Origin of the sequence: Loktanella salsilacus (genome assembly GCF_024206795.1) — a bacterium.
Classification (GTDB): Bacteria; Pseudomonadota; Alphaproteobacteria; order Rhodobacterales; family Rhodobacteraceae; genus Loktanella; species Loktanella salsilacus.
Genome location: NZ_CP072994.1, coordinates 455,324 through 474,635 on the forward strand (window position 1 = coordinate 455,324; position 19,312 = coordinate 474,635).

16 protein-coding genes are annotated in these 19,312 nt (G+C 62.4%); 11 read left to right on the plus strand and 5 right to left on the minus strand.

Features of this window, described 5'->3' with window-relative positions; genetic code table 11:
* Positions 1-27: 27 nt before the first annotated feature.
* Both KBW81_RS02355 and KBW81_RS02360 read right to left on the minus strand, forming a co-directional pair.
* Positions 28-1,065, minus strand: coding sequence for a rod shape-determining protein (locus KBW81_RS02355; RefSeq protein WP_072858148.1), 1,038 nt, complete (start codon positions 1,063-1,065; stop codon positions 28-30).
* Between the two features lie 212 nt (positions 1,066-1,277).
* Complete coding sequence (locus tag KBW81_RS02360) at positions 1,278-2,837, minus strand: 2-isopropylmalate synthase (protein ID WP_090190747.1); 1,560 nt, start codon at positions 2,835-2,837, stop codon at positions 1,278-1,280.
* Positions 2,838-3,140: 303 nt separating this feature from the next.
* Between KBW81_RS02360 and KBW81_RS02365 the strand changes: the two genes are divergently transcribed.
* Both KBW81_RS02365 and KBW81_RS02370 read left to right on the plus strand, forming a co-directional pair.
* Positions 3,141-3,794: an SDR family NAD(P)-dependent oxidoreductase gene (locus KBW81_RS02365; RefSeq protein WP_254248182.1), complete on the plus strand. Its 654-nt coding sequence runs from the start codon at positions 3,141-3,143 to the stop codon at positions 3,792-3,794.
* Positions 3,788-5,308 (plus strand): cryptochrome/photolyase family protein, encoded by a 1,521-nt coding sequence (locus tag KBW81_RS02370; protein ID WP_254248183.1) that lies wholly within the window; start codon positions 3,788-3,790, stop codon positions 5,306-5,308. The genes KBW81_RS02365 and KBW81_RS02370 overlap by 7 nt, the downstream gene beginning before the upstream one ends.
* Here KBW81_RS02370 and KBW81_RS02375 read toward each other — a convergent pair.
* On the minus strand, positions 5,305-6,294 hold the full coding sequence (locus KBW81_RS02375; RefSeq protein ID WP_254248184.1) for an LLM class flavin-dependent oxidoreductase: 990 nt from the start codon (positions 6,292-6,294) through the stop codon (positions 5,305-5,307). The genes KBW81_RS02370 and KBW81_RS02375 overlap by 4 nt on opposite strands.
* 160 nt (positions 6,295-6,454) lie before the next feature.
* On the opposite strand from KBW81_RS02375, the gene moaB reads away from it, so the two are divergent.
* The 3 genes from moaB (at position 6,455) to KBW81_RS02390 (ending at position 11,928) form a co-directional block, all read left to right on the plus strand.
* Complete coding sequence (moaB, locus tag KBW81_RS02380; protein WP_254248185.1) at positions 6,455-6,997, plus strand: molybdenum cofactor biosynthesis protein B; 543 nt, start codon at positions 6,455-6,457, stop codon at positions 6,995-6,997.
* Positions 6,998-7,066: 69 nt separating this feature from the next.
* Positions 7,067-8,518 carry an efflux RND transporter periplasmic adaptor subunit gene (locus tag KBW81_RS02385; protein ID WP_254248186.1) on the plus strand — a complete coding sequence of 484 codons (1,452 nt, stop codon included), beginning with the start codon at positions 7,067-7,069 and terminating at the stop codon, positions 8,516-8,518.
* A gap of 20 nt (positions 8,519-8,538) precedes the next feature.
* A complete protein-coding gene (locus KBW81_RS02390) occupies positions 8,539-11,928 on the plus strand; it encodes an efflux RND transporter permease subunit (protein ID WP_254248187.1) in 3,390 nt (1,129 codons plus the stop codon).
* Here KBW81_RS02390 and KBW81_RS02395 read toward each other — a convergent pair.
* A complete protein-coding gene (locus tag KBW81_RS02395) occupies positions 11,925-12,686 on the minus strand; it encodes a protein-disulfide reductase DsbD domain-containing protein (RefSeq protein WP_254248188.1) in 762 nt (253 codons plus the stop codon). The two genes, KBW81_RS02390 and KBW81_RS02395, sit on opposite strands and share 4 nt — an antisense overlap.
* A 115-nt stretch (positions 12,687-12,801) precedes the next feature.
* Between KBW81_RS02395 and KBW81_RS02400 the strand changes: the two genes are divergently transcribed.
* Together KBW81_RS02400 and KBW81_RS02405 are read left to right on the plus strand one after the other, a co-directional pair.
* Positions 12,802-13,359 (plus strand): YqgE/AlgH family protein, encoded by a 558-nt coding sequence (locus tag KBW81_RS02400; RefSeq protein WP_342713983.1) that lies wholly within the window; start codon positions 12,802-12,804, stop codon positions 13,357-13,359.
* 62 nt (positions 13,360-13,421) lie between these two features.
* The gene (locus KBW81_RS02405) at positions 13,422-15,347 is read left to right on the plus strand and encodes a cation:proton antiporter domain-containing protein (protein ID WP_254248189.1); all 1,926 of its coding nucleotides are present in this window, start codon (positions 13,422-13,424) and stop codon (positions 15,345-15,347) included.
* On the opposite strand, the gene KBW81_RS02410 is transcribed toward KBW81_RS02405, so the two are convergent.
* Complete coding sequence (locus tag KBW81_RS02410) at positions 15,344-15,907, minus strand: TlpA family protein disulfide reductase (protein ID WP_254248190.1); 564 nt, start codon at positions 15,905-15,907, stop codon at positions 15,344-15,346. The genes KBW81_RS02405 and KBW81_RS02410 overlap by 4 nt on opposite strands.
* A 16-nt stretch (positions 15,908-15,923) precedes the next feature.
* Here KBW81_RS02410 and argH point away from each other — a divergent pair, with 16 nt between their 5' ends.
* From argH to lysA, 4 genes are all read left to right on the plus strand, one after another.
* On the plus strand, positions 15,924-17,312 hold the full coding sequence (gene argH, locus KBW81_RS02415) for an argininosuccinate lyase (protein ID WP_254248191.1): 1,389 nt from the start codon (positions 15,924-15,926) through the stop codon (positions 17,310-17,312).
* Positions 17,309-17,560, plus strand: coding sequence for a hypothetical protein (locus KBW81_RS02420; protein ID WP_090190765.1), 252 nt, complete (start codon positions 17,309-17,311; stop codon positions 17,558-17,560). Before argH ends, KBW81_RS02420 begins: the two co-directional genes overlap by 4 nt.
* An 8-nt stretch (positions 17,561-17,568) precedes the next feature.
* On the plus strand, positions 17,569-17,886 hold the full coding sequence (locus KBW81_RS02425) for a DUF2834 domain-containing protein (RefSeq protein WP_090190780.1): 318 nt from the start codon (positions 17,569-17,571) through the stop codon (positions 17,884-17,886).
* A gap of 142 nt (positions 17,887-18,028) precedes the next feature.
* Entirely contained in the window at positions 18,029-19,294 is a 1,266-nt protein-coding gene (gene lysA / locus KBW81_RS02430; RefSeq protein WP_254248192.1) for a diaminopimelate decarboxylase, read from the plus strand.
* Positions 19,295-19,312: the final 18 nt, after the last annotated feature.

A 19,312-nucleotide genomic window follows, 5' to 3' on the forward strand; every position in this document is an offset into this window, starting at 1 on the left:
TGCTCGGCGCCCTTCCGGGGTTAGGGCTTAGCTGTCGTAGTCGATGACGTGGCGCAGCTGCTTTTCGTATTCCAGCGCTTTGCCGGTGCCGAGTGCAACGCAGTTCAGCGACTCGTCTGCGACGGAAATCGCCAGACCTGTCTGCTCGCGCAGGGCTAGATCAAGCTGGCCAAGCAGCGCTCCGCCACCCGTCAGCATGACGCCGCGGTCAACGATATCGGCGGCCAGATCCGGCGGAGTCGCCTCTAGCGCGGTCATCACGGCCTCGCAGATTTGCTGCACGGGTTCGGCCAGCGCCTCGGCGACTTGCGCTTGGCTGATTTCGGTTTCCTTGGGCACGCCGTTCAGCAGGTCGCGGCCACGGATGTGCATGGATGCGCCGCGCCCGTCGTCGGGCATGCGGGCGGTGCCGATGCTGGTCTTGATACGCTCGGCGGTGGATTCGCCGATCAGCAGGTTATGCTGGCGGCGCAGGTAGTTGATGATTGCCTCGTCCATGCGGTCGCCGCCAACGCGGACGGACCGTGCGTAGACGATATCGCCCAGCGACAGGACAGCCACTTCGGTCGTGCCGCCACCGATATCGACGACCATGTTACCAGTCGGGTCGGTGATGGGCATGCCTGCACCGATAGCGGCCGCAATCGGTTCAGCGATCAGGCCAGCGCGGCGGGCACCAGCGGACAGAACCGACTGACGAATCGCGCGCTTTTCAACGGGCGTCGCGCCGTGGGGCACGCAGACGATGATCTTGGGTTTAGAGAAGGTAGAGCGTTTCGCGACCTTGCGGATGAAATACTTGATCATCTCTTCGGCGACGTCAAAGTCAGCGATAACGCCGTCGCGCATCGGGCGGATCGCCTCGATGCTACCGGGGGTGCGGCCCAGCATCAGCTTGGCGTCTTCGCCAACAGCGAGCACTTTTTTCACGCCATCCTTGACGTGATATGCGACGACGGAAGGTTCCGACAGCACGATCCCACGACCCTTGATATAGATCAGCGTATTCGCTGTCCCAAGGTCGATCGCCATGTCGGATGAAAACAAACTGTGCCAGATCGCCATGTGTAGTGGCCTTCCCAAGTCGCAAAAGCAGATTTGCCAAGCGATTCCCGGTGCCGCTAGGCTTGTGCCTTATAAGGACAAGCCTTGGTGAAATGAAAGCCCCGGTTTGGTGACGTAGTGGCACGTTTTTGCCACTATGACTTTTGCAACTTTGCGGGGCGATCCTAGGTTCGGATCACCCCGCAATTTGTCATTTTGCAACATTCAGTCGACTACTGACCAACGTCCTTATAACTGACGCCCTTGGTGTCGTGATCGGGCGCGGTCTTTTCCCGGCGCACAATCAGGCGGTTCAGCGCGTTGATATAGGCCTTCGTGGACGCGACAACCGTGTCGGTATCCGCCGATTGGCCGGTTGCGATACGGCCATCTTCCTCAAGCCGGACGCTGACGGTGGCCTGCGCATCGGTGCCTTCGGTGACGGCGTGGACTTGATACAGTTGCAACCGCGCCTTGTGATCAAACAGCGCTTTGACCGCGTTAAAGGCGCTATCGACGGGACCGTCGCCCGTGGTGCTGGCGGACTTTTCAACGCCGTCAATCGTCAGCACGATATCGGCCGTTTGCGGGCCATCGGTGCCGCAGACCACGCGCAGGGATTTCAGCTTGATCCGGTCTTCGACCGCATCGTTCTGGCGCATCAGCGCGACAAGGTCGTCCTCGAAGACCTCTTTCTTGCGGTCGGCCAGTTCCTTGAACCGGACGAAGACATCGGCCAGCTGATTGTCGGCAAGCTCGTAGCCAAGTTCCAGCAGCTTTGATCGCAACGCGGCGCGGCCAGAATGCTTGCCCATGACGAGCGAGGTTTCGGTCAGGCCCACGTCGGTGGGGCGCATAATCTCGAACGTCTCGGCGTTTTTCAGCATGCCGTCTTGGTGGATGCCGGATTCGTGGGCAAAGGCGTTCTTTCCGACGATGGCTTTGTTGAACTGCACCGGAAAGCCGGACACCGTGGCCACGCGCCGAGAGATCGCCATGATCTTTTTGCTGTCCACGTTCGAATGGAACGGCATGATGTCAGACCGGACCTTCATGGCCATTACGACCTCTTCCAGTGCGGTATTGCCCGCCCGTTCGCCAAGGCCGTTGATCGTGCATTCGATCTGACGCGCGCCGCCTTCGACAGCGGCCAAGCTGTTCGCCGTCGCCATGCCAAGGTCGTTATGGCAGTGCGTGGCAAAGATCACGTCCGTGCCGCCTTCGCATTCTGCAATCAAGCGCCGGATCAGGTCGGCAGATTCGACAGGCGCGGTGTAGCCGACGGTGTCGGGGATGTTGATCGTCGTGGCACCGGCTGCGATCGCAATCTCGACCGTGCGCTTGAGGAAGTCCCATTCCGTGCGGGTCGCGTCCATTGACGACCACTGCACGTCTTCGCACAGGTTGCGGGCATGGGTGACGCAGTCATGGATGCGTTCGGCCATCTGGTCCATCGTCAGGTTCGGGATCGCCCGGTGCAATTCCGAGGTGCCGATAAACGTGTGGATGCGCGGCTTGGCGGCGTGCTTGACCGCTTCCCAGCAGCGGTCGATATCTTTGAAGTTCGCGCGGGACAGGCCACAGATCGTGCTGTTGCGCGAGGCTTTGGCGATGGCGGCGACGGCGGCAAAATCGCCCTCAGACGCGATGGGAAAGCCTGCCTCGATAATATCGACGCCCATGTCGTCCAGCATGCCTGCGATTTCCAGCTTTTCAGCATGGGTCATCGTGGCACCGGGGGATTGTTCGCCATCGCGAAGGGTGGTGTCGAAAATGAGAACGCGGTCGGTCATGGTCTTTGGTCCTGAGCTTGGTCTGTGTGGGGATGTTCGGCGCTGTCACCTATCGAGCGGTCGCGCCGAAGGGCACGCTCAGGCGTGGTTCAGGCGTAGGTTACGCAGGCCTAGGGCCAAGGTGATGCGGCTCGAATTCATGGGGGTGACTATAGCGCAGGTTTCGCGGGATGAAAGGGGGGAAATAAGGGCACTGCCCTCGGCCGCGGTGCGGCCTCACCCGGGACATTTTTGACGAGAAGAAATATGGACCTGCGGGAAGCTGGGGCTAGGTCACAGTCTGGCTTGGATAAGGGGCGGCATATGGCGCGGGCATTGGTGATTGGGGCCTCCGGCGGGATCGGGCAGGCCGTTGTGCAGGCGCTGCATGATCGCGGCGACGACGTGGTGACGCTGTCGCGGCGTGCGGACGGGCTGGATGTCACAGATGCCGCGTCAGTCGCGGCGGTTTTGGGCGGGCTTGATGGCCCGTTCGAGACGATCTTTGTCGCAGTGGGTGTGCTGGGCGTGCCAGAGAAGTCGCTGGATGCGATTGACGCAGGCGCGATGGCACAGGTGTTCGCGGTGAACGCGATTGGTCCCGCGCTTATTCTGCGGCATCTGCCCCGGCTTTTGCCGCGCAGTGGGCGCAGCGTCTGTGCTGTGTTGTCGGCGCGGGTGGGGTCGATTGGCGATAACGCCATTGGCGGCTGGCATTCCTACCGCGCGTCCAAGGCGGCGCTGAACCAGATCGTCCATGGCGCGGCGATTGAGCTGGGGCGCAGTCACAAGGATAGCATCGTGGTCTCGCTGCATCCGGGGACGGTCGAAACGGCGTTTACCGCAAATTATGCCGGACGACATAAGACGGTGACGGCGGGTGAGGCGGCTGGCAATTTGCTGGGCGTGATGGGCGGGCTGACGGCGGATCAGTCCGGCGGGTTTTTTGATTACGCCGGAAAGGCTGTGCCATGGTAAACTTGATCTTGGTGCTGGGCGACCAGCTGTCGATGAACCTAAGCGCCCTGCGCGCGGGCGACAAAGCCAGCGATGTGGTCGTCATGGCAGAGGTGGCGGACGAGGCGGGCTATGTGCCGCATCATCCTAAGAAGATCGCGTTTTTGTTTGCTGCGATGCGAAAGTTTGCCAAGCGGCTTAGCGATGATGGCTGGACCGTCGACTATGCCCGGCTAGAGGCTGGCGAGACCAGTATCGTCGGCGCGCTGCTGGCCGCCGCGACGCGGCACGGGGCGGACCGTGTGATCGCGACAGAGCCGGGCGAATGGCGTCTGATTGAGGCGTTGACCCATTGCCCTGTGCCCGTAGATCAGCGCCCGGACGATCGCTTTATCGCGTCGCATCAGGACTTTGCCGGCTGGGCCAAGGGACGCAAAGCGCTGCGGATGGAGTATTTCTATCGCGATATGCGCCGCAAGACAGGCCTGATGATGGAAGGGGACGATCCCGCGGGCGGGCAGTGGAATTATGACCACGACAATCGCAAACCTGCCCCAGGGCAGGTGGATTACAGCGGGCCGATGCGGTTCACCCCGGACGATACTGTGCAAGAGGTGCTGACGCTGGTGGCGGCGCGTTTTGGCGACAACTTTGGTGATCTGGATGACTTTTGGTTCGCCACCGATCAGGGGCAGGCGCGGCAGCATCTGGCGCATTGGATCAAGGGCGGTCTGCCGCAGTTTGGCGACTTTCAGGACGCCATGCTGGACGACAACCGCTTTCTTTATCACGGGCTGGTCGGGCTTTATATCAACGCGGGGCTGTTGGACCCGGTGGAGGTTTGTGAGGCGGTAGAGGCTGCTTGGCAGGCGGGTGACGCACCGATTAACGCGGCAGAAGGATTTATCCGCCAGATAATTGGTTGGCGCGAATATGTGCGGGGGATCTATTTTCTAGAAGGGCCGGATTACACCCAGCGCAACGGTTTAAAGCACACGCGCGATCTTCCTGCCGTCTATTGGGGCGGCGCGACGTTCATGCGCTGCATGAAGCAAAGCGTCGCGCAAACCAAAGAGGAAGCCTATGCCCACCATATCCAGCGGTTGATGGTGACGGGTAACTTTGCGTTGCTGGCGGGGATCGCGCCCGCGCAAGTGCATGAATGGTATCTGGCGGTCTATGCTGACGCCTATGAATGGGTCGAGGCCCCCAATGTCATCGGCATGAGCCAGTTCGCCGATGGCGGCATCATCGCCAGCAAGCCCTATGTCAGCTCTGGCAACTATATCAACAAGATGTCGGATTACTGTGGTGGCTGCGCCTATAAGGTGGCGCAGAAAACGGGCAAGCAGGCCTGTCCGTTCAACCTGCTGTACTGGCATTTCCTTGACCGGCACCGCGATCTGTTCAAAGGCAATCCGCGCATGGGCAATATGTATGCCGTCTGGGACCGAATGGACGCGGCCAAACGCCAGACCATCATCACCGAAGGCGACGACATTCTGGCGCGGCTGGACGCGGGCGAACCGGTTTAGGCCGCCAAGGACGTGCCCTGCATCACCTCTGCCGCGATCTCAAAGCTGCGGATTCGGGCGGCGGTGTTGTGGATCTGGCCGGTCAGGATGACTTCGTCCGGCTGGTAGCGGGTGATCAGGTCGGACATCTGGCGTTGCACCGTGTCAGGGCTGCCGACGGCGGTGATGCGCAGGGCGTGATCCACCGCCGCGCGCATGCCAGCGCCGATCAGCCCGTCGATATCGTCAGCAGGGGCGGGCAGCTTGCCCGGTTTGCCGCTGCGCAGGTTGGCAAAGGCTTGCTGGACAGAGGTGCGCAGGCGCTGCGCCTCTGCATCTGTATCGGCCGCGATGACGTTGGCGGCCAGCATGAAATAGGGCTTGGCCAAGCTATCAGATGGGCGGAAGTTGCCGCGATAGGTGGCAATCGCATCCTCTAGCGCGTCAGGCGCAAAGTGGCTGGCAAAGGCATAGGGCAGACCCAGATGGGCCGCCAGTTGCGCGCCGAACAGCGAACTGCCCAGCATCCAGACTGGCACATGCGTGCCTTGGCCGGGGTGGGCCTGCACCGGGCCAGAGGCGTCGTCGCCAAGGTAGTCGATCAGCTCCATCACGTCCTGCGGAAAGGTGTCGCCGCGCCGTTCGACACGCATCGCACGCATCACATGGCCGTCGCCGCCCGGCGCGCGGCCTAGGCCAAGGTCAATGCGGTTTGGATACAGCGTCGCAAGCGTGCCAAACTGTTCAGCAATCGCCAGCGGCGCATGGTTCGGCAGCATGATGCCGCCGGCACCGACGCGCATCGTCTTGGTCGCGCCAGCGATATGCCCGATCAGCACAGAGGTCGCGGCGGATGCGATGCCCGCCATGTTGTGATGCTCTGCCAGCCAATAGCGATGATAGCCAAGCTGTTCGGCGCGCTGGGCAAGGGTGACGCTGGCGGCAAGCGCCTGCGCGGTGGTGCTGCCTTCGGGAACAGAGGCAAGGTCGAGGATGGAATACTGCATGGGGTGGTCCACTTTAGGGTTACTTGTAAGTTATGCCGCATCCCGATCTGTGCAAGTGGTGTGATAACATGCTTGCACGCGCCGCAGCGTCCTGTTCTGTGCTATTGCGCACAGAAAAAGACTGCGCCCCAACGCCCCGCTGCCATTAAGGAGGCCCGCCATGAGCCGTATCAATGAGACCAGAGACTTCATCCCCGTCCGCATCGCCGTGCTGACGGTCAGCGATACTCGTACGCCAGACGATGACAAATCCGGTGATACGCTGGTGGCGCGGTTGCAGGATGCTGGGCACAGTTTGGCGGCCCGTGATATCGTGAAGGATGATCGCGGAACGATCGCGGATTGCCTGCGGGCGTGGTGTGCGAACCCTGACATTGATGTCGTCATCTCGACCGGGGGCACTGGGCTGACCGGCCGCGATGTGACGGTCGAGGCGCACCGCGATGTCTACGAGAAAGAAATCGACGCCTTTGGCACGGTGTTCACCCATGTCAGCATGGCTAAAATCGGCACCAGCGCCGTGCAAAGCCGCGCGACGGGCGGCGTGGCGCAGGGCACCTATCTGTTTGCGCTGCCGGGTAGCCCGGGGGCGTGCAAGGACGCTTGGGATGAAATCTTGGTCAAACAGCTCGATTATCGGCACAAGCCCTGCAATTTTGTGGAAATCATGCCGCGACTGGACGAACATCAGCGGCGCAAGTGACGCGCCTGTGATGTGGTGATCTGCGGGTTTCGGCCTACCTTGCGTCAAGTAAACTTACGGGATGAGTGAATGCGATTTTTGCGGCGATCCTTGGTTGGTGTGTTTCTTTTGGCGGTAACGCTGGGACTTGCGGCTTGGGCTGTGAACACCCTGCGCGGCGCTGTCGTCGCCCGCATGAACGAAGAGCCGCGCAGCTTTGCCCAGCGGGAACGGGTGTTTGCGGTCAATGTCACCGAAATCACGCCCGGCACCCTGTCGCCCGAACTGACCGTGTTCGGAGAGGTCCGCAGCCGTACGACCCTTGGCCTGCGCAGCGCGGTTGGCGGCACGGTGATCTGGACCGCGCCGGCGCTGGTCGAAGGCGGCCGCGTCACGGCAGGGCAGGACCTGCTGCGACTGGACGGGGCCAACGCACAGGCCGCCCGCGACCGGATCGCCGCTGATGTGCAAGACGCGCAAGGCGAGGTGCGGGACGCCGAAACGGGTGTGACGCTGGCCGCGGACGAGCTGACGCAAGCGCAGTCCCAACTGGATTTACGCAGGGCAGTCTTGACGCGGGCCAGCGATCTGGCGCGGCGCGGCGTGGGCACGCAGTCGGTGGTTGAAGAGGCGCAGCTTGCCGTCTCAAACGCCGAATCCACCGTGTTGACCCGCCGCCAATCGCAGGCGCAGGCGGCGGCGCGGCTGGACCTCGCCCGCACCGCACTGACCCGCGTGCAAATCGACCTAAGCGAGGCGGACCGCACGCTAGACGACACAGTTGTCACGGCGGTCTTCGACGGCGTGCTGACGGGCGTGTCCACCGCGCAGGGCGCGCGCCTGACCGCGAACGAAGAGTTCGGCACGTTGATGGACCCCGATCAGCTAGAGATCGCGTTCCGCATCTCGACCGCGCAATTCGCGCGGCTGCTGCAGGATGGTGGCGAGGTGATCGGCTTGCCTGTGACGGCCAGCCTGAATGTCGAAGGGCTGGATTTGGATGCCAGCGGCACTGTCGACCGCATTGGTGGGGCGGTGGGCGCAGGTCAGACCGGGCGGCAGATCTTTGCCGCGCTGGATGACGCGCCGGGGCTGCGGCCGGGGGATTTCGTGACCGTTCATGTGCTCGAACCGCCGCTTGACGGCGTGGCGCAAGTGCCCGCCACAGCGGTCGCTGCCGATGGCACCGTGCTGGTCGTTGATGCGGATGACCGCCTGCAATCGCAGCAAACGCAGGTCCTGCGGCGGCAAGGCGACGACGTGATTATCGCCACCGCCGGGCTAGAGGGCGCGCGCATCGTCACCGCCCGCACCCCCTTGCTTGGCGCTGGCATCGGCGTGCGTCCCATCGCGCCTGAGGGCACCGCCGCGCCCGCGCCAGAGAATATCACGCTGGATGATGACCGCCGCGCCAAGCTGAAGGCGTTTGTCACGGATAGCCGTATGCCGGATGACGCCAAGGCGCGTATTCTGGCGCAACTGGATGAACCCGAAGTGCCCGCCGCGACTATTGCGCGGTTGGAAAGCCGGATGGGGAGCTGATGGCAGGGGGTAACAATCAAATGGGACCTCATCAAACGGGGGGCGACGCGTTGAACGCCCGCGCCGGGGGCATTCTGTCCTATTTCACCCGGCACCGGACCATCGCGAACCTGTTGCTGTTCATCATGATTGGCGCGGGCCTGATGGCTTGGCCGAATATGCGCGCCCAGTATTTCCCCGATGTGATTGTGGATGGAATCGACGTCAGCGTCCGCTGGGATGGGGCTGGGGCCGAGTCCGTGGACGAAGGCATCGTGCAGGTGCTTGGCCCTGCGTTGCAAGCCGTCGAAGGCGTCAGCGACACCTCTGCCCGGTCGACCGAAGGCAGCGCCCGCATCAGCCTTGAATTTACGCCCGGCACCGACATCGACCGCGCCGCCGAAAACGTGCAGGCCGCGATAGATGCCGCGGGCAATCTGCCAGACGACGCCGAAGATCCCGAACTGCGCCGCGGTGGCTGGTCCGACCGGGTGACGGACGTTGTGATCACCGGCCCCGTCGGCGTGGACCAGCTGGGCCGCTTTGCAGACGAGATGATCGTGCGCCTGTTCCAAGAGGGCGTCACGCAGGCCACCGTCAAAGGCATCGCCGCGCCCTCTACTGTCGTTGAAGTGCTGTCGCTGTCGCTGATCGAATACGACATCGGGCTTGCCGATATTGCGGACCGGATCGCGGAAGAAGCGGTCGGCGATGCGGTCGGCGACGTCAGTGGCGCTGCGCGGGTGCGCACGGGCGTGGCAAAACGCAGCGCAGAGCAGATCGCGGCGATTGCCTTGCGGTCCAACCCTGATGGGTCGACCCTGACCATAGGTGATGTGGCGCGGGTGAGTGTGGAAGGCGTGGACCGCAGCCGCGCGTATTTCGTCGGCGATAACCCGGCGGTGGAAATCAGCGTCGTGCGCTCTGCCACTGGGGACGCCATCGGTTTGCAGGAAAGCGTTGAAAAGGTCGCGGCAGAGCTGCAGGCGACTTTGCCGGCGGGCACGACGATTGACCTGATCAACGCCCGGGCAGAGCAGATTACCGGACGGCTGGACCTATTGTTCGAAAACGGGCTGCAAGGCCTCGCGCTGGTTGTGATCCTGCTGTTTTTGTTCCTGAACGCGCGCACCGCACTTTGGGTCGCGATGGGGATTCCGGCGTCGATGCTGGCGGCGATTGCGCTGATGTATGGCTTTGGCATCACCATCAACATGATCAGCCTGTTCGCGCTGATCCTGACGCTGGGTATCGTCGTTGATGACGCCATCGTCGTGGGCGAACACGCCGATTACCGCGCCCGCACCTTGAAAGAGCCGCCGCAGGTTGCCGCCGAAAATGCGGCGAAAAAGATGTTCAGCCCGGTGTTTTCTGCGACCCTGACGACGGTCATCGCCTTCTTTGGCCTTGTCGCCGTGGGCGGGCGCTTTGGCAGTTTGATCGCGGACATTCCGTTCACTGTGATCGTGGTGTTGGCGGCGTCCTTGGTCGAATGCTTTCTGATTTTGCCCCACCACCTAAGCCATTCCATCGGCCCTAACGCCGGACAGGCGTGGTATGATGCGCCCTCGCGCTGGGTCAATCGCGGCTTTGATGCCTTTAGCCTGCGGGTGTTTCGCCCCTTCATGGCGCTGGTGATCCGCGCGCGCTATCCGGTGTTTGCAGCCGTCCTGTTGATCCTGGCCACCCAGGTCGCGCTGTTCATTCGGGGTGACGTGCGCTGGCAGTTCTTTTCCAACCCCGAACAGGGCGAGGTGACGGGCAATTTCGCCATGCTCCCCGGTGCCACCCGCGCTGATACGATTGAAATGATGCACGAAATGCAGCGCGCAACGCAGGTCCTATCGGACCGCATCGCGGCCGAGACGGGCACCAATCCGGTGACCTATGTCGTCGCGGAAATCGGCGGCAATGCGGGGCGCGGGATTGCTGGGTCCGACCAGAAAGACCCTGATCAATTGGGCGCCATCAGCATCAGCCTTGTCGATGCCGATAGCCGAGAGATGACGAGTTCTGAGTTCGTCAGCGCCCTGCAGGAAGAGGTCGTGCAATCGCCCATGGCCGAAACTGTCAGCTTTCGCAGTTGGGGATCGGGGCCGGGGGGCGATAGCCTAGATGTGCAGATGTTCGGCGCGGACGCGCAAACGCTGAAAGCCGCGTCAGAGGCGCTCAAATCCGAACTGACCCAATTCCCCGAAATCAGCGGGCTAGAGGACAGCCTTGCCTACGACAAAGAAGAACTGCTGCTGGAACTGACCCCGCAGGGCGAGGCGCTGGGCCTGTCCATCGACGCGCTGGGCGGCATCCTGCGCGACCGCCTTGGCGGGATCGAGGCGGCGAGTTATCCCGATGGTGTCCGGTCCGCCACGATCCAGGTGCAACTGCCTGACGACGAGTTGACGCAGGACTTCCTTGATCGCACCCAAATCCGCACCGGCGACGGCATTTATGTGCCCTTGGGCGACGTGGTGACCGTGACCAGCCGCACCGGCTTTAGCACGGTGCGCAGGGAAAACGGCGTTCCACTGATTTCCGTCACGGGCGATTTGTCGGACGACGACCCTGACCGCGCGGCAGAGGTGAACAAGATCATTGATGAGACGATCCTGCCCGCGATTGCCGAACGCTTTGGCGTCGAAACCCGGCTGGCTGGTCTGTCAGAGCAAGAGAGCGCGTTTCTGACCGACGCACGCAATGCGCTGATCCTTGTGCTGGGCGGCATTTACCTTAGCCTTGCGTGGATTTTCAGCAGCTGGACCCGCCCCATGGTGGTGATGGCGATCATTCCCTTTGGTTTGATCGGCACGATTTACGGCCACAACGCGTGGGGCATCCCGATGAGCCTGTTCACCGTGGTCGGGATGATTGGCATGGTCGGGATCATCATTAACGATTCGATTGTGCTGGTCACAACCATCGACGAATACGCCGCCGATCGCGGGTTGGTACCTGCGATTATCGACGGCACGGCGAACCGCTTGCGGCCTGTGCTGCTGACCACGTTGACGACCGTGCTGGGCCTTGCGCCGCTGCTATTCGAAGGGTCGACGCAGGCCGAATTCCTAAAGCCGACGGTGGTGACGCTGGTCTATGGCTTGGGCTTTGGCATGGTGCTGGTGCTGCTGGTCGTGCCGTCGCTGATCGCGATGCAGGCGGACTTTGCGCGGCAGATCACCGCCGCCCGCCGCGCCCTGCGCGCTGGCCGACGGGCGATGTGGCTGCCTGCGGGCCTTGGCGTTGCGGCGGCCCTTGCACTGTTCGGTGCCTTGGTGGTGCCGGTGCTGCTGACCGGGGCGGCGTGGCCTGCGCTGCAAGGTATTGCGCCCGCCAACGCGGGGTTGGCGATGGGCATCTTCATCGCTGGATTGGCGGCCATTCTTGGGGCGATCTATCTGATGGCCGCGCTAGCGCTGGGCCTGCGCCGCAGTTAGCCTGCGGTGCAGCCCTGCACTTCGACCGCGCGATCCGATCCCAGCAGCGTAAAGCGCACGGCGCTGCGGTCAAAGGCAAAGGCGTCGCCAGCGCCGCGCACCAATTCGGCCTGCGCGGTCACAGTGTTGCCTTGCCGTGCGATGACGGGTTCGGACACCCAGATGTGCGGATCGCCAGCCTCGACCACCAAAGCCTCTCGCGTGCCCGTTGTGGGCAGGGTCAAAACGGCCTCTAGATGCAGGCCGTTTTCTGTTGGTGTGACGCGGCATGTGGCGGTGCCGCTGCTTTGCGGCTGGTTCAGCAGCGCCCCAACAATCGCCGGATCGCGTCCGCCGTCGGTCAAGGGCGCGTCAAAGTGCAGCTGCGCGGGAATACAGATATCAAGGCAAACCCCGATATCCAGCGTGCCGGTCAGGCGTAGATCGCCGCTGCCGGTCACTTCGATCGGCAGCGTCAGGCTGTCGTGATAGCCAATGGACCGCATGCCGTTCTGATCAAACACCTCTGGCGTGGGCCAGTGAAACGCGACGCTTTGCACGTTTCCGTCCGTGATGGTGATTTGCGGCGGAATGCCCGCATCCCCGGGCGCGCGCCAATAGGTTTTCCACCCGGGCGCAAGCGTCAGGCGCAGGGCGGCCATATGGGTGCCTTGCGCGGTTTCCCAGCCGGGCAGAACCTCGACCGACGCGACGTCTTGGGCATGGGCTGTGGCGGGTGCCAGCAAGGCGGCGGCAAAAAGGGCATGGATATATGTCATGCCGCCCTTCCTGCGCAAAACCCTTTGACATGGGAAGTCACGAAAGGGCGATTGCAAACCTGCGTGATCCACTTGCACAGGCGCACGGTGCCGCGCATCATGGGGTATGGATGAAATGACAACGCTGGCAGGCAAGCTGCTGATCGCAATGCCCGACATGGAAGACCCGCGCTTTGCGGGCAGCGTCATTTATATCTGCGATCATTCGGATGAAGGCACGATGGGCCTGATCGTCAACCGCCCATTCCCAGACATCGCATTCCGCAAACTATTGGCGCAAATGGGAATTTCCTGCGGCGACGCGTGCCAAGATATTGGCGTCCATTTTGGCGGCCCGGTCGAAAAGGTGCGCGGCTTTGTCTTGCACACGCTGGATTATACCGCTGACAAGGGCACGCTGCAGGTGGATGACGACATCGGCATGACAGCCACGCAAGACGTGCTGCAAGCACTGGCCGAGGGGACAGGCCCCGCCACATCGCTGTTGGCGCTGGGTTACACTGGCTGGGGCCCCGGCCAATTAGAAGAAGAGCTAGCTGACAATGGCTGGCTGACTGGGCCTGCGAATCAAGCCATCCTTTTTGGCACCGATCATGCTGGCAAATGGGCGGCAGCGCTGGCGCTGATGGGGATCTCTCCTGTGGCGTTGTCCCAGTCGGGCGGGCGCGCTTGAACACTGTTCCCCGGCGGAAATGTGGCCTAATGTGACCGCCACTTTGCCAAAGGGCTGATGATATGACCTCGATCCTGCTGCTGACGTTTCTGTTTCTGGTGGCCGGGGTCGTGGCTGTCCCGCTTGCGACCCGCGCGGGGCTAGGGTCGGTGCTGGGCTATTTGATTGCCGGCATCGTGATCAGCCCTGCGCTGCATGTGCTGAATGTCGATGTAGAACAAATCCAACATTTTGCGGAATTTGGCGTCGTCATGATGCTGTTTCTTGTCGGTTTAGAACTTGAGCCAGCAAAGCTGTGGGACATGCGCGGCCGGCTGCTTGGGCTGGGCGGCGGGCAGGTTGTGCTGACGATGGCCGCCGTGATGGCGGCCGGTATCGCCTTGGGACTGACATGGACCGTCGCATTGGCGGCAGCGGCGGTGCTGGCGCTTTCATCCACGGCGATCGTATTGCAGACCCTGACGGAAAAGGGCGTGTTGAAATCCGATGGCGGGCAGGCAAGTTTCGCCGTGCTGCTGACGCAGGACATCGCGGTCATCCCGATGCTGGCGCTATTGCCGCTGCTGGCGGTGTCCGGGGCAGGGGCTGCGGATTCGCATGACGCGGGCCTTAGCCTTGTGGCGGATTTGAACGGTTGGCAGACCGCGCTGGCCACCGTTGCCGCGATTGCGGCGGTGGTGATCATCGGGCGCACCCTGACGGGCCCGGTCTTTCGCTTTATCGCCAAGGCGGACCTGCGCGAATTGTTTGTCGCCGCAGCCTTGATGATGGTTGTGGGCATCGCGTTGCTGATGTCGCTGGTGGGCCTGTCGCCCGCGCTGGGCACGTTTATCGCAGGCGTCGTGCTGGCCAGTAGTGATTACCGGCACGAGCTGGAAAGCGATATTGACCCGTTTCGCGGCCTGCTGCTGGGCCTGTTTTTCATGTCGGTGGGGGCGGGGATCAACTTTGTCCTGCTGTATGACCAATTCGCGCTGATCATCGGCCTGACGCTGGGCCTGATCGCGATCAAAGCGGCGGTTTTGTTCGGGCTGGCGCTGGTGTTTCGTTTGCGACCAACTGATCGTTGGCTGTTCAGCCTTGGCCTTGCGCAAGCGGGGGAGTTCGGGTTTGTGCTGCTGTCCTTTGTCGTGGCGGGGGATATCCTGCCGCAGGCGCTGGCCGACCAGCTGTTACTGGTGGTGGCGCTGTCGATGCTGCTGACGCCGGGGCTGTTTATCTTTCATGACAAGGTGATCCTGCCCCGCGCCGCCAAGGGGCTGGCCCGCGAACAGGACACGATCGACGGTCCTGCTGATATTATCATCGCAGGGCACGGACGGGTCGGCGGAATCGTGAAGCGGATGCTGGAAGGCGGCGGCTTTGACCCGACCGTGATCGACTATTCCGCCGCCCAAATCGACACGCTGCGCCTGTACGGGTTGCGCGCCTATTTTGGCGATGCCACCCGCCCCGACATGCTAGAGGCGGCAGGCATTCGCAGCGCGAAAATGCTGATTGTTACGATTGATGACCGCGAAAAGGCGACGCAACTGGTGGCTTATGTGAAAGAACATTTCCCCCGCGTCCACGTCATCGCCCGCGCCCGCGACAGGCATCATGTTTATGAATTATTCAACGCTGGCTGCCGGGACATTATTCGCGAAACCTTTGACAGCTCGGTCCGGATGGGGCGTTCCGCGCTAGAGGCGATGGGCGTGTCCCACGCGGACGCAACCGACATGGCGGATGGCTTTGTCGACGACGATTCGGCGCGGCTGATCGTCATGGCACCCGTCTTCGCAGAGGTCAAAGGCGATCCCATGGACCCGCGCTATTTGGACAAGACCAAGGCGCTGATTGCGCTGCAAGATCAGGTCTTTGCCCAGAACGGTCCTAGCTTTGGCCTGATGCGCGCCCGCATGAAAGATGCGGGCGACGATGTGGACGAAATTATCCGCCTTTACGGTGTGGCGCTGTCGCCTGACGACGAGGTGCCTAAGGTTTAATCGCCTGCAGCCACGGCCGTCAGGATTGCTTTGGCGCTATCCGACGACCAATCGGCGTCGCCTTGCAGGCGGGCGATTTCCTGGCCTTCGGCGTTCAGGATAATCGTCACGGGCAAGCCAAGCACGCCAAAGGCGCGGGCCATTTCCTGTTTCGGGTCCAGTGCCTTGGGCAGGTTCTCGACCTCGATTTCGGCAAAGAATCGGTCAATCGCCTCTGGCGGATTGCGGCCTGTGGCGATGGTCAGCACTTTGATCTGATCACCCATCGCGTCCTGCAATTCGGACAAGTGCGGCATTTCTTTGCGGCAGGGCGCGCACCATGTCGCCCAAAAGTTCAACAGCACCGGAGTGCCAACGTAATCGGCCAGTGTGGCCTGCGATCCGTCCTGCGCGGTAAAGGTCACATCAGGCGCCGCGGCGGGCGCTGATGCGATCACCAGCTTGCGCATATCGCCGTCTTTCAGCGCCTCTAGCGCCGCATCTGCGTGGGCCGTGGTTGCGGCGGCATTTGCAAGGATCGCAAGGCCCGTATAAAGCAAGGCGGATTTCAGGGATTTCAAGGGGCGCGTCCTTCTCATGACCAAAACTGCTAACTCGATGTGGGGCGGCCGTTTCGCCGCAGGGCCGGACGCGATCATGGAGGCGATCAACGCCTCGATCGGGTTCGACAAGCGGCTGGCAGCCCAAGACATCGCCGGCTCTCGTGCCCATGCCGCCATGCTGGCGGCCACGGGCATCATCAGCAATAACGACGCGGACGCGATCCGGGAAGGCCTGCTCACGGTACTGTCAGAGATCGAGGGCGGCACGTTTCAGTTTTCCACCGCGCTAGAAGACATTCACATGAATGTGGAAGCACGCCTGAAAGAGGTCGTCGGCGAGGCGGCAGGCCGTTTGCACACGGCCCGGTCGCGCAATGACCAAGTCGCCGTCGATTTCCGCCTGTGGGTGCGCGATCAATGCGATGCAGCCGGCGAGGCACTGAAGGCGTTGCAGAACGCGCTGCTGGGTCAGGCAGAGGCCGGGGCCGATTGGGTCATGCCAGGCTTCACTCACCTGCAAGTCGCGCAGCCTGTCACATGGGGTCATCACATGATGGCTTACGTCGAAATGTTCGCCCGCGACCGGTCCCGCTTTGCTGATGCGCGCAAGCGGATGAACCTGTCGCCACTGGGCGCAGCTGCGCTGGCGGGCACGTCGTTCCCGATCGATCGCCACATGACGGCGCAGGCGCTGGGCTTTGACGGACCGATGGGCAATTCGCTCGATGCCGTCAGCGACCGCGACTTTGCGCTGGAATTTCTTGGGGCTGCGACAATTTGCGCCGTCCACCTGTCGCGTCTGGCAGAAGAGCTGGTGATCTGGTCGTCCGCGCAATTCCGGTTCGTCAAGATGTCGGACCGGTGGTCCACCGGGTCCAGCATCATGCCGCAAAAGCGCAATCCTGACGCAGCAGAGCTGATCCGCGCCAAGATCGGCCGCATCTTTGGTGCCAACGTTGCCCTGACGATGGTGATGAAGGGGCTGCCGCTGGCCTATTCCAAGGACATGCAAGAAGACAAAGAGCAGGTCTTTGATGCCGCCGACCACCTGATGCTGGCGCTGGCCGCGATGGCGGGCATGGTGGGCGATATGACCGCCAACCGCGAAAGCCTGAAGGCTGCCGCTGGCACCGGCTTTTCCACCGCCACCGATCTGGCCGACTGGCTGGTGCGCGAGTTGGGTCTGCCGTTCCGCGATGCGCACCACATCACTGGATCACTGGTGGCGCTTGCCGAAAGCCAAGGGGAAGATTTGCCTGATTTGACCCTTGCCCAGATGCAATCGGTACATGAGGGTATCACCCAAGAGGTCTTTGACGTGCTGGGGGTGGAAAACTCTGTCGCATCGCGGACCAGTTTCGGCGGCACGTCCCCCGCCTGCGTGCGGGAGGCCGTCGCCCATTGGCGAAAGGTGCTTGGATGAACAAGGCAACGATTGCGGGGCTGCTGGCCCTGACACTGGCCATGACACTGGCTGGCTGCGGCGCGCAGGATAAACCTGTCGCGCCGGGTGCGGCGCAGACGGGGGCGACGGCGAACGTGGGCCTCGGCCTTGGGCCGAACGGCGTGACCCCGGGCGTGACCTTGGCGGACGGCATTGGCCGCGTCACACTTGGACCGGGCGGCGTGCGCCTTGGGGCTGCGGGCATCCCGCTTAGCCTTGGTCTGTGATGCGTGATATGTCGCCCCTGCGCTGGGTCTGGGCGGCGCTGGCCGTCTGGGGCGCGGTGCATCCGATGTATTGGTTCGTCGCTTGGTTCCGGACCGAAGGCTGGTCGCTGCCGCGCATGATCGACGCGTGGTATGTCAATACGGCCACAACCGGACTGACCTGGGATCTGACGATTGCAGCGATCACCCTGACGGTTTGGGTGCTGGCAGAGGTCGCGGTGCGGCGCAATTGGATCGCCTTGCTGGCGATCCCGGCGACGTTCTGCATCGGGGTCAGCTGCGGGCTGCCGCTGTATCTGTTCTTGCGGGCCAAACCGATCCGCTGACGGCGCGCGCTGCTGTTTGCCGCCCTACGGCGGCAAATGCGCCCCGCCCGCCGTCCCGTTCCATCGCACCTGATTTCGGATTCCGCGCTTGGGTTGGCGGATCAATCTGCTATGACGCCCCGGTAAGAGCGGGAGCAGTGCCTTGGATCATTTTGTGTATCAAGACGGCGTTTTGTGCGCCGAAGATGTGTCAGTCGCGGAAATCGCGGCGCAGGTCGGCACGCCGTTCTATCTGTATTCCAGCGCGACCTTGCTGCGCCACTACCGCCTGTTCGATGAAGCCTTGGCGGGCATGGACCACCTTGTCTGCTTTGCGATGAAGTCGCTGTCCAATCAGGCGATCCTGCAATTGCTGGGCGAGGCTGGGGCCGGCATGGACGTGGTGTCGGGCGGCGAATACGCCCGCGCCCGCGCCGCTGGTGTGCCCGGCGATCGCATCGTCTTTTCCGGCGTCGGCAAGACGCGGCTTGAGATGCGTCAAGCGCTAGAGGGCGGCATTCGCCAATTCAACGTCGAGAGCGAGCCAGAGATGGAAGCGCTGTCCGCTGTCGCGGTCGAGCTGGGCAAGATCGCCCCGATTACCATCCGCGTGAACCCCGATGTTGACGCCAAGACCCATGCCAAGATTGCCACGGGCAAGTCGGAAAACAAGTTCGGTATCCCCATCGCCCGCGCCCGCGAGGTCTATGCCCACGCCGCGCGTTTGCCGGGGATCGAAGTGATTGGCATCGACGTGCACATCGGCAGCCAATTGACCGATCTGGCCCCGTTCGAGGCCGCCTATCTGAAGGTCGCCGAGTTGACAGAGCAGCTGCGCGCGGATGGTCATACGATCAAGCGCCTTGATCTGGGCGGCGGTCTGGGCATTCCCTATGTGCAGTCGAACGAAGCCCCCCCAAGCCCGCTGGATTACGGCGCGATGATTAAGCGCACTGTTGGCCATCTGGGGTGCGAGATCGAGATCGAGCCGGGGCGTCTGATTTCCGGCAATGCTGGCGTGCTGGTCAGCCGCGCGATTTACGTCAAAGACGGCGCTGATCGCCAGTTTCTGATCCTTGATGCCGCGATGAACGACCTGATCCGCCCGGCGATGTATGATGCGCACCACGATATCGTGCCTGTTGTGCAGCCCGAAGCCGGGGCAGAGCGTGCGACCTATGATATCGTCGGGCCAGTTTGCGAAAGCGGCGACACCTTTGCCAAGGGCCGCGCCATGGCGCAGGTCGCGCCCGGCGATCTGGTCGTCTTCCGCTCTGCCGGGGCTTATGGCGCGGTCATGGCGTCGGAATACAACTCGCGCCCGCTAATCCCCGAAGTTTTGGTCCACAACGATCAATTTGCGGTTATCCGGGCACGTCCGACCTTTGACGAAATGATTGCGCGCGATATCATCCCTGCATGGTTGTGACCTATTCGGTCGCACGAC

Excerpts from the sequence above, each read along its gene's own strand:
- KBW81_RS02355 (WP_072858148.1), bottom strand. The coding sequence starts at position 1,065 with ATGGCGATCTGGCACAGTTTGTTTTCATCCGACATGGCGATCGACCTT.
- KBW81_RS02360 (WP_090190747.1), bottom strand. The coding sequence starts at position 2,837 with ATGACCGACCGCGTTCTCATTTTCGACACCACCCTTCGCGATGGCGAA.
- KBW81_RS02365 (WP_254248182.1), top strand. The coding sequence starts at position 3,141 with ATGGCGCGGGCATTGGTGATTGGGGCCTCCGGCGGGATCGGGCAGGCC.
- KBW81_RS02370 (WP_254248183.1), top strand. The coding sequence starts at position 3,788 with ATGGTAAACTTGATCTTGGTGCTGGGCGACCAGCTGTCGATGAACCTA.
- KBW81_RS02375 (WP_254248184.1), bottom strand. The coding sequence starts at position 6,294 with ATGCAGTATTCCATCCTCGACCTTGCCTCTGTTCCCGAAGGCAGCACC.
- moaB (WP_254248185.1), top strand. The coding sequence starts at position 6,455 with ATGAGCCGTATCAATGAGACCAGAGACTTCATCCCCGTCCGCATCGCC.
- KBW81_RS02385 (WP_254248186.1), top strand. The coding sequence starts at position 7,067 with ATGCGATTTTTGCGGCGATCCTTGGTTGGTGTGTTTCTTTTGGCGGTA.
- KBW81_RS02390 (WP_254248187.1), top strand. The coding sequence starts at position 8,539 with ATGGGACCTCATCAAACGGGGGGCGACGCGTTGAACGCCCGCGCCGGG.
- KBW81_RS02395 (WP_254248188.1), bottom strand. The coding sequence starts at position 12,686 with ATGACATATATCCATGCCCTTTTTGCCGCCGCCTTGCTGGCACCCGCC.
- KBW81_RS02400 (WP_342713983.1), top strand. The coding sequence starts at position 12,802 with ATGACAACGCTGGCAGGCAAGCTGCTGATCGCAATGCCCGACATGGAA.
- KBW81_RS02405 (WP_254248189.1), top strand. The coding sequence starts at position 13,422 with ATGACCTCGATCCTGCTGCTGACGTTTCTGTTTCTGGTGGCCGGGGTC.
- argH (WP_254248191.1), top strand. The coding sequence starts at position 15,924 with ATGACCAAAACTGCTAACTCGATGTGGGGCGGCCGTTTCGCCGCAGGG.
- KBW81_RS02420 (WP_090190765.1), top strand. The coding sequence starts at position 17,309 with ATGAACAAGGCAACGATTGCGGGGCTGCTGGCCCTGACACTGGCCATG.
- KBW81_RS02425 (WP_090190780.1), top strand. The coding sequence starts at position 17,569 with ATGTCGCCCCTGCGCTGGGTCTGGGCGGCGCTGGCCGTCTGGGGCGCG.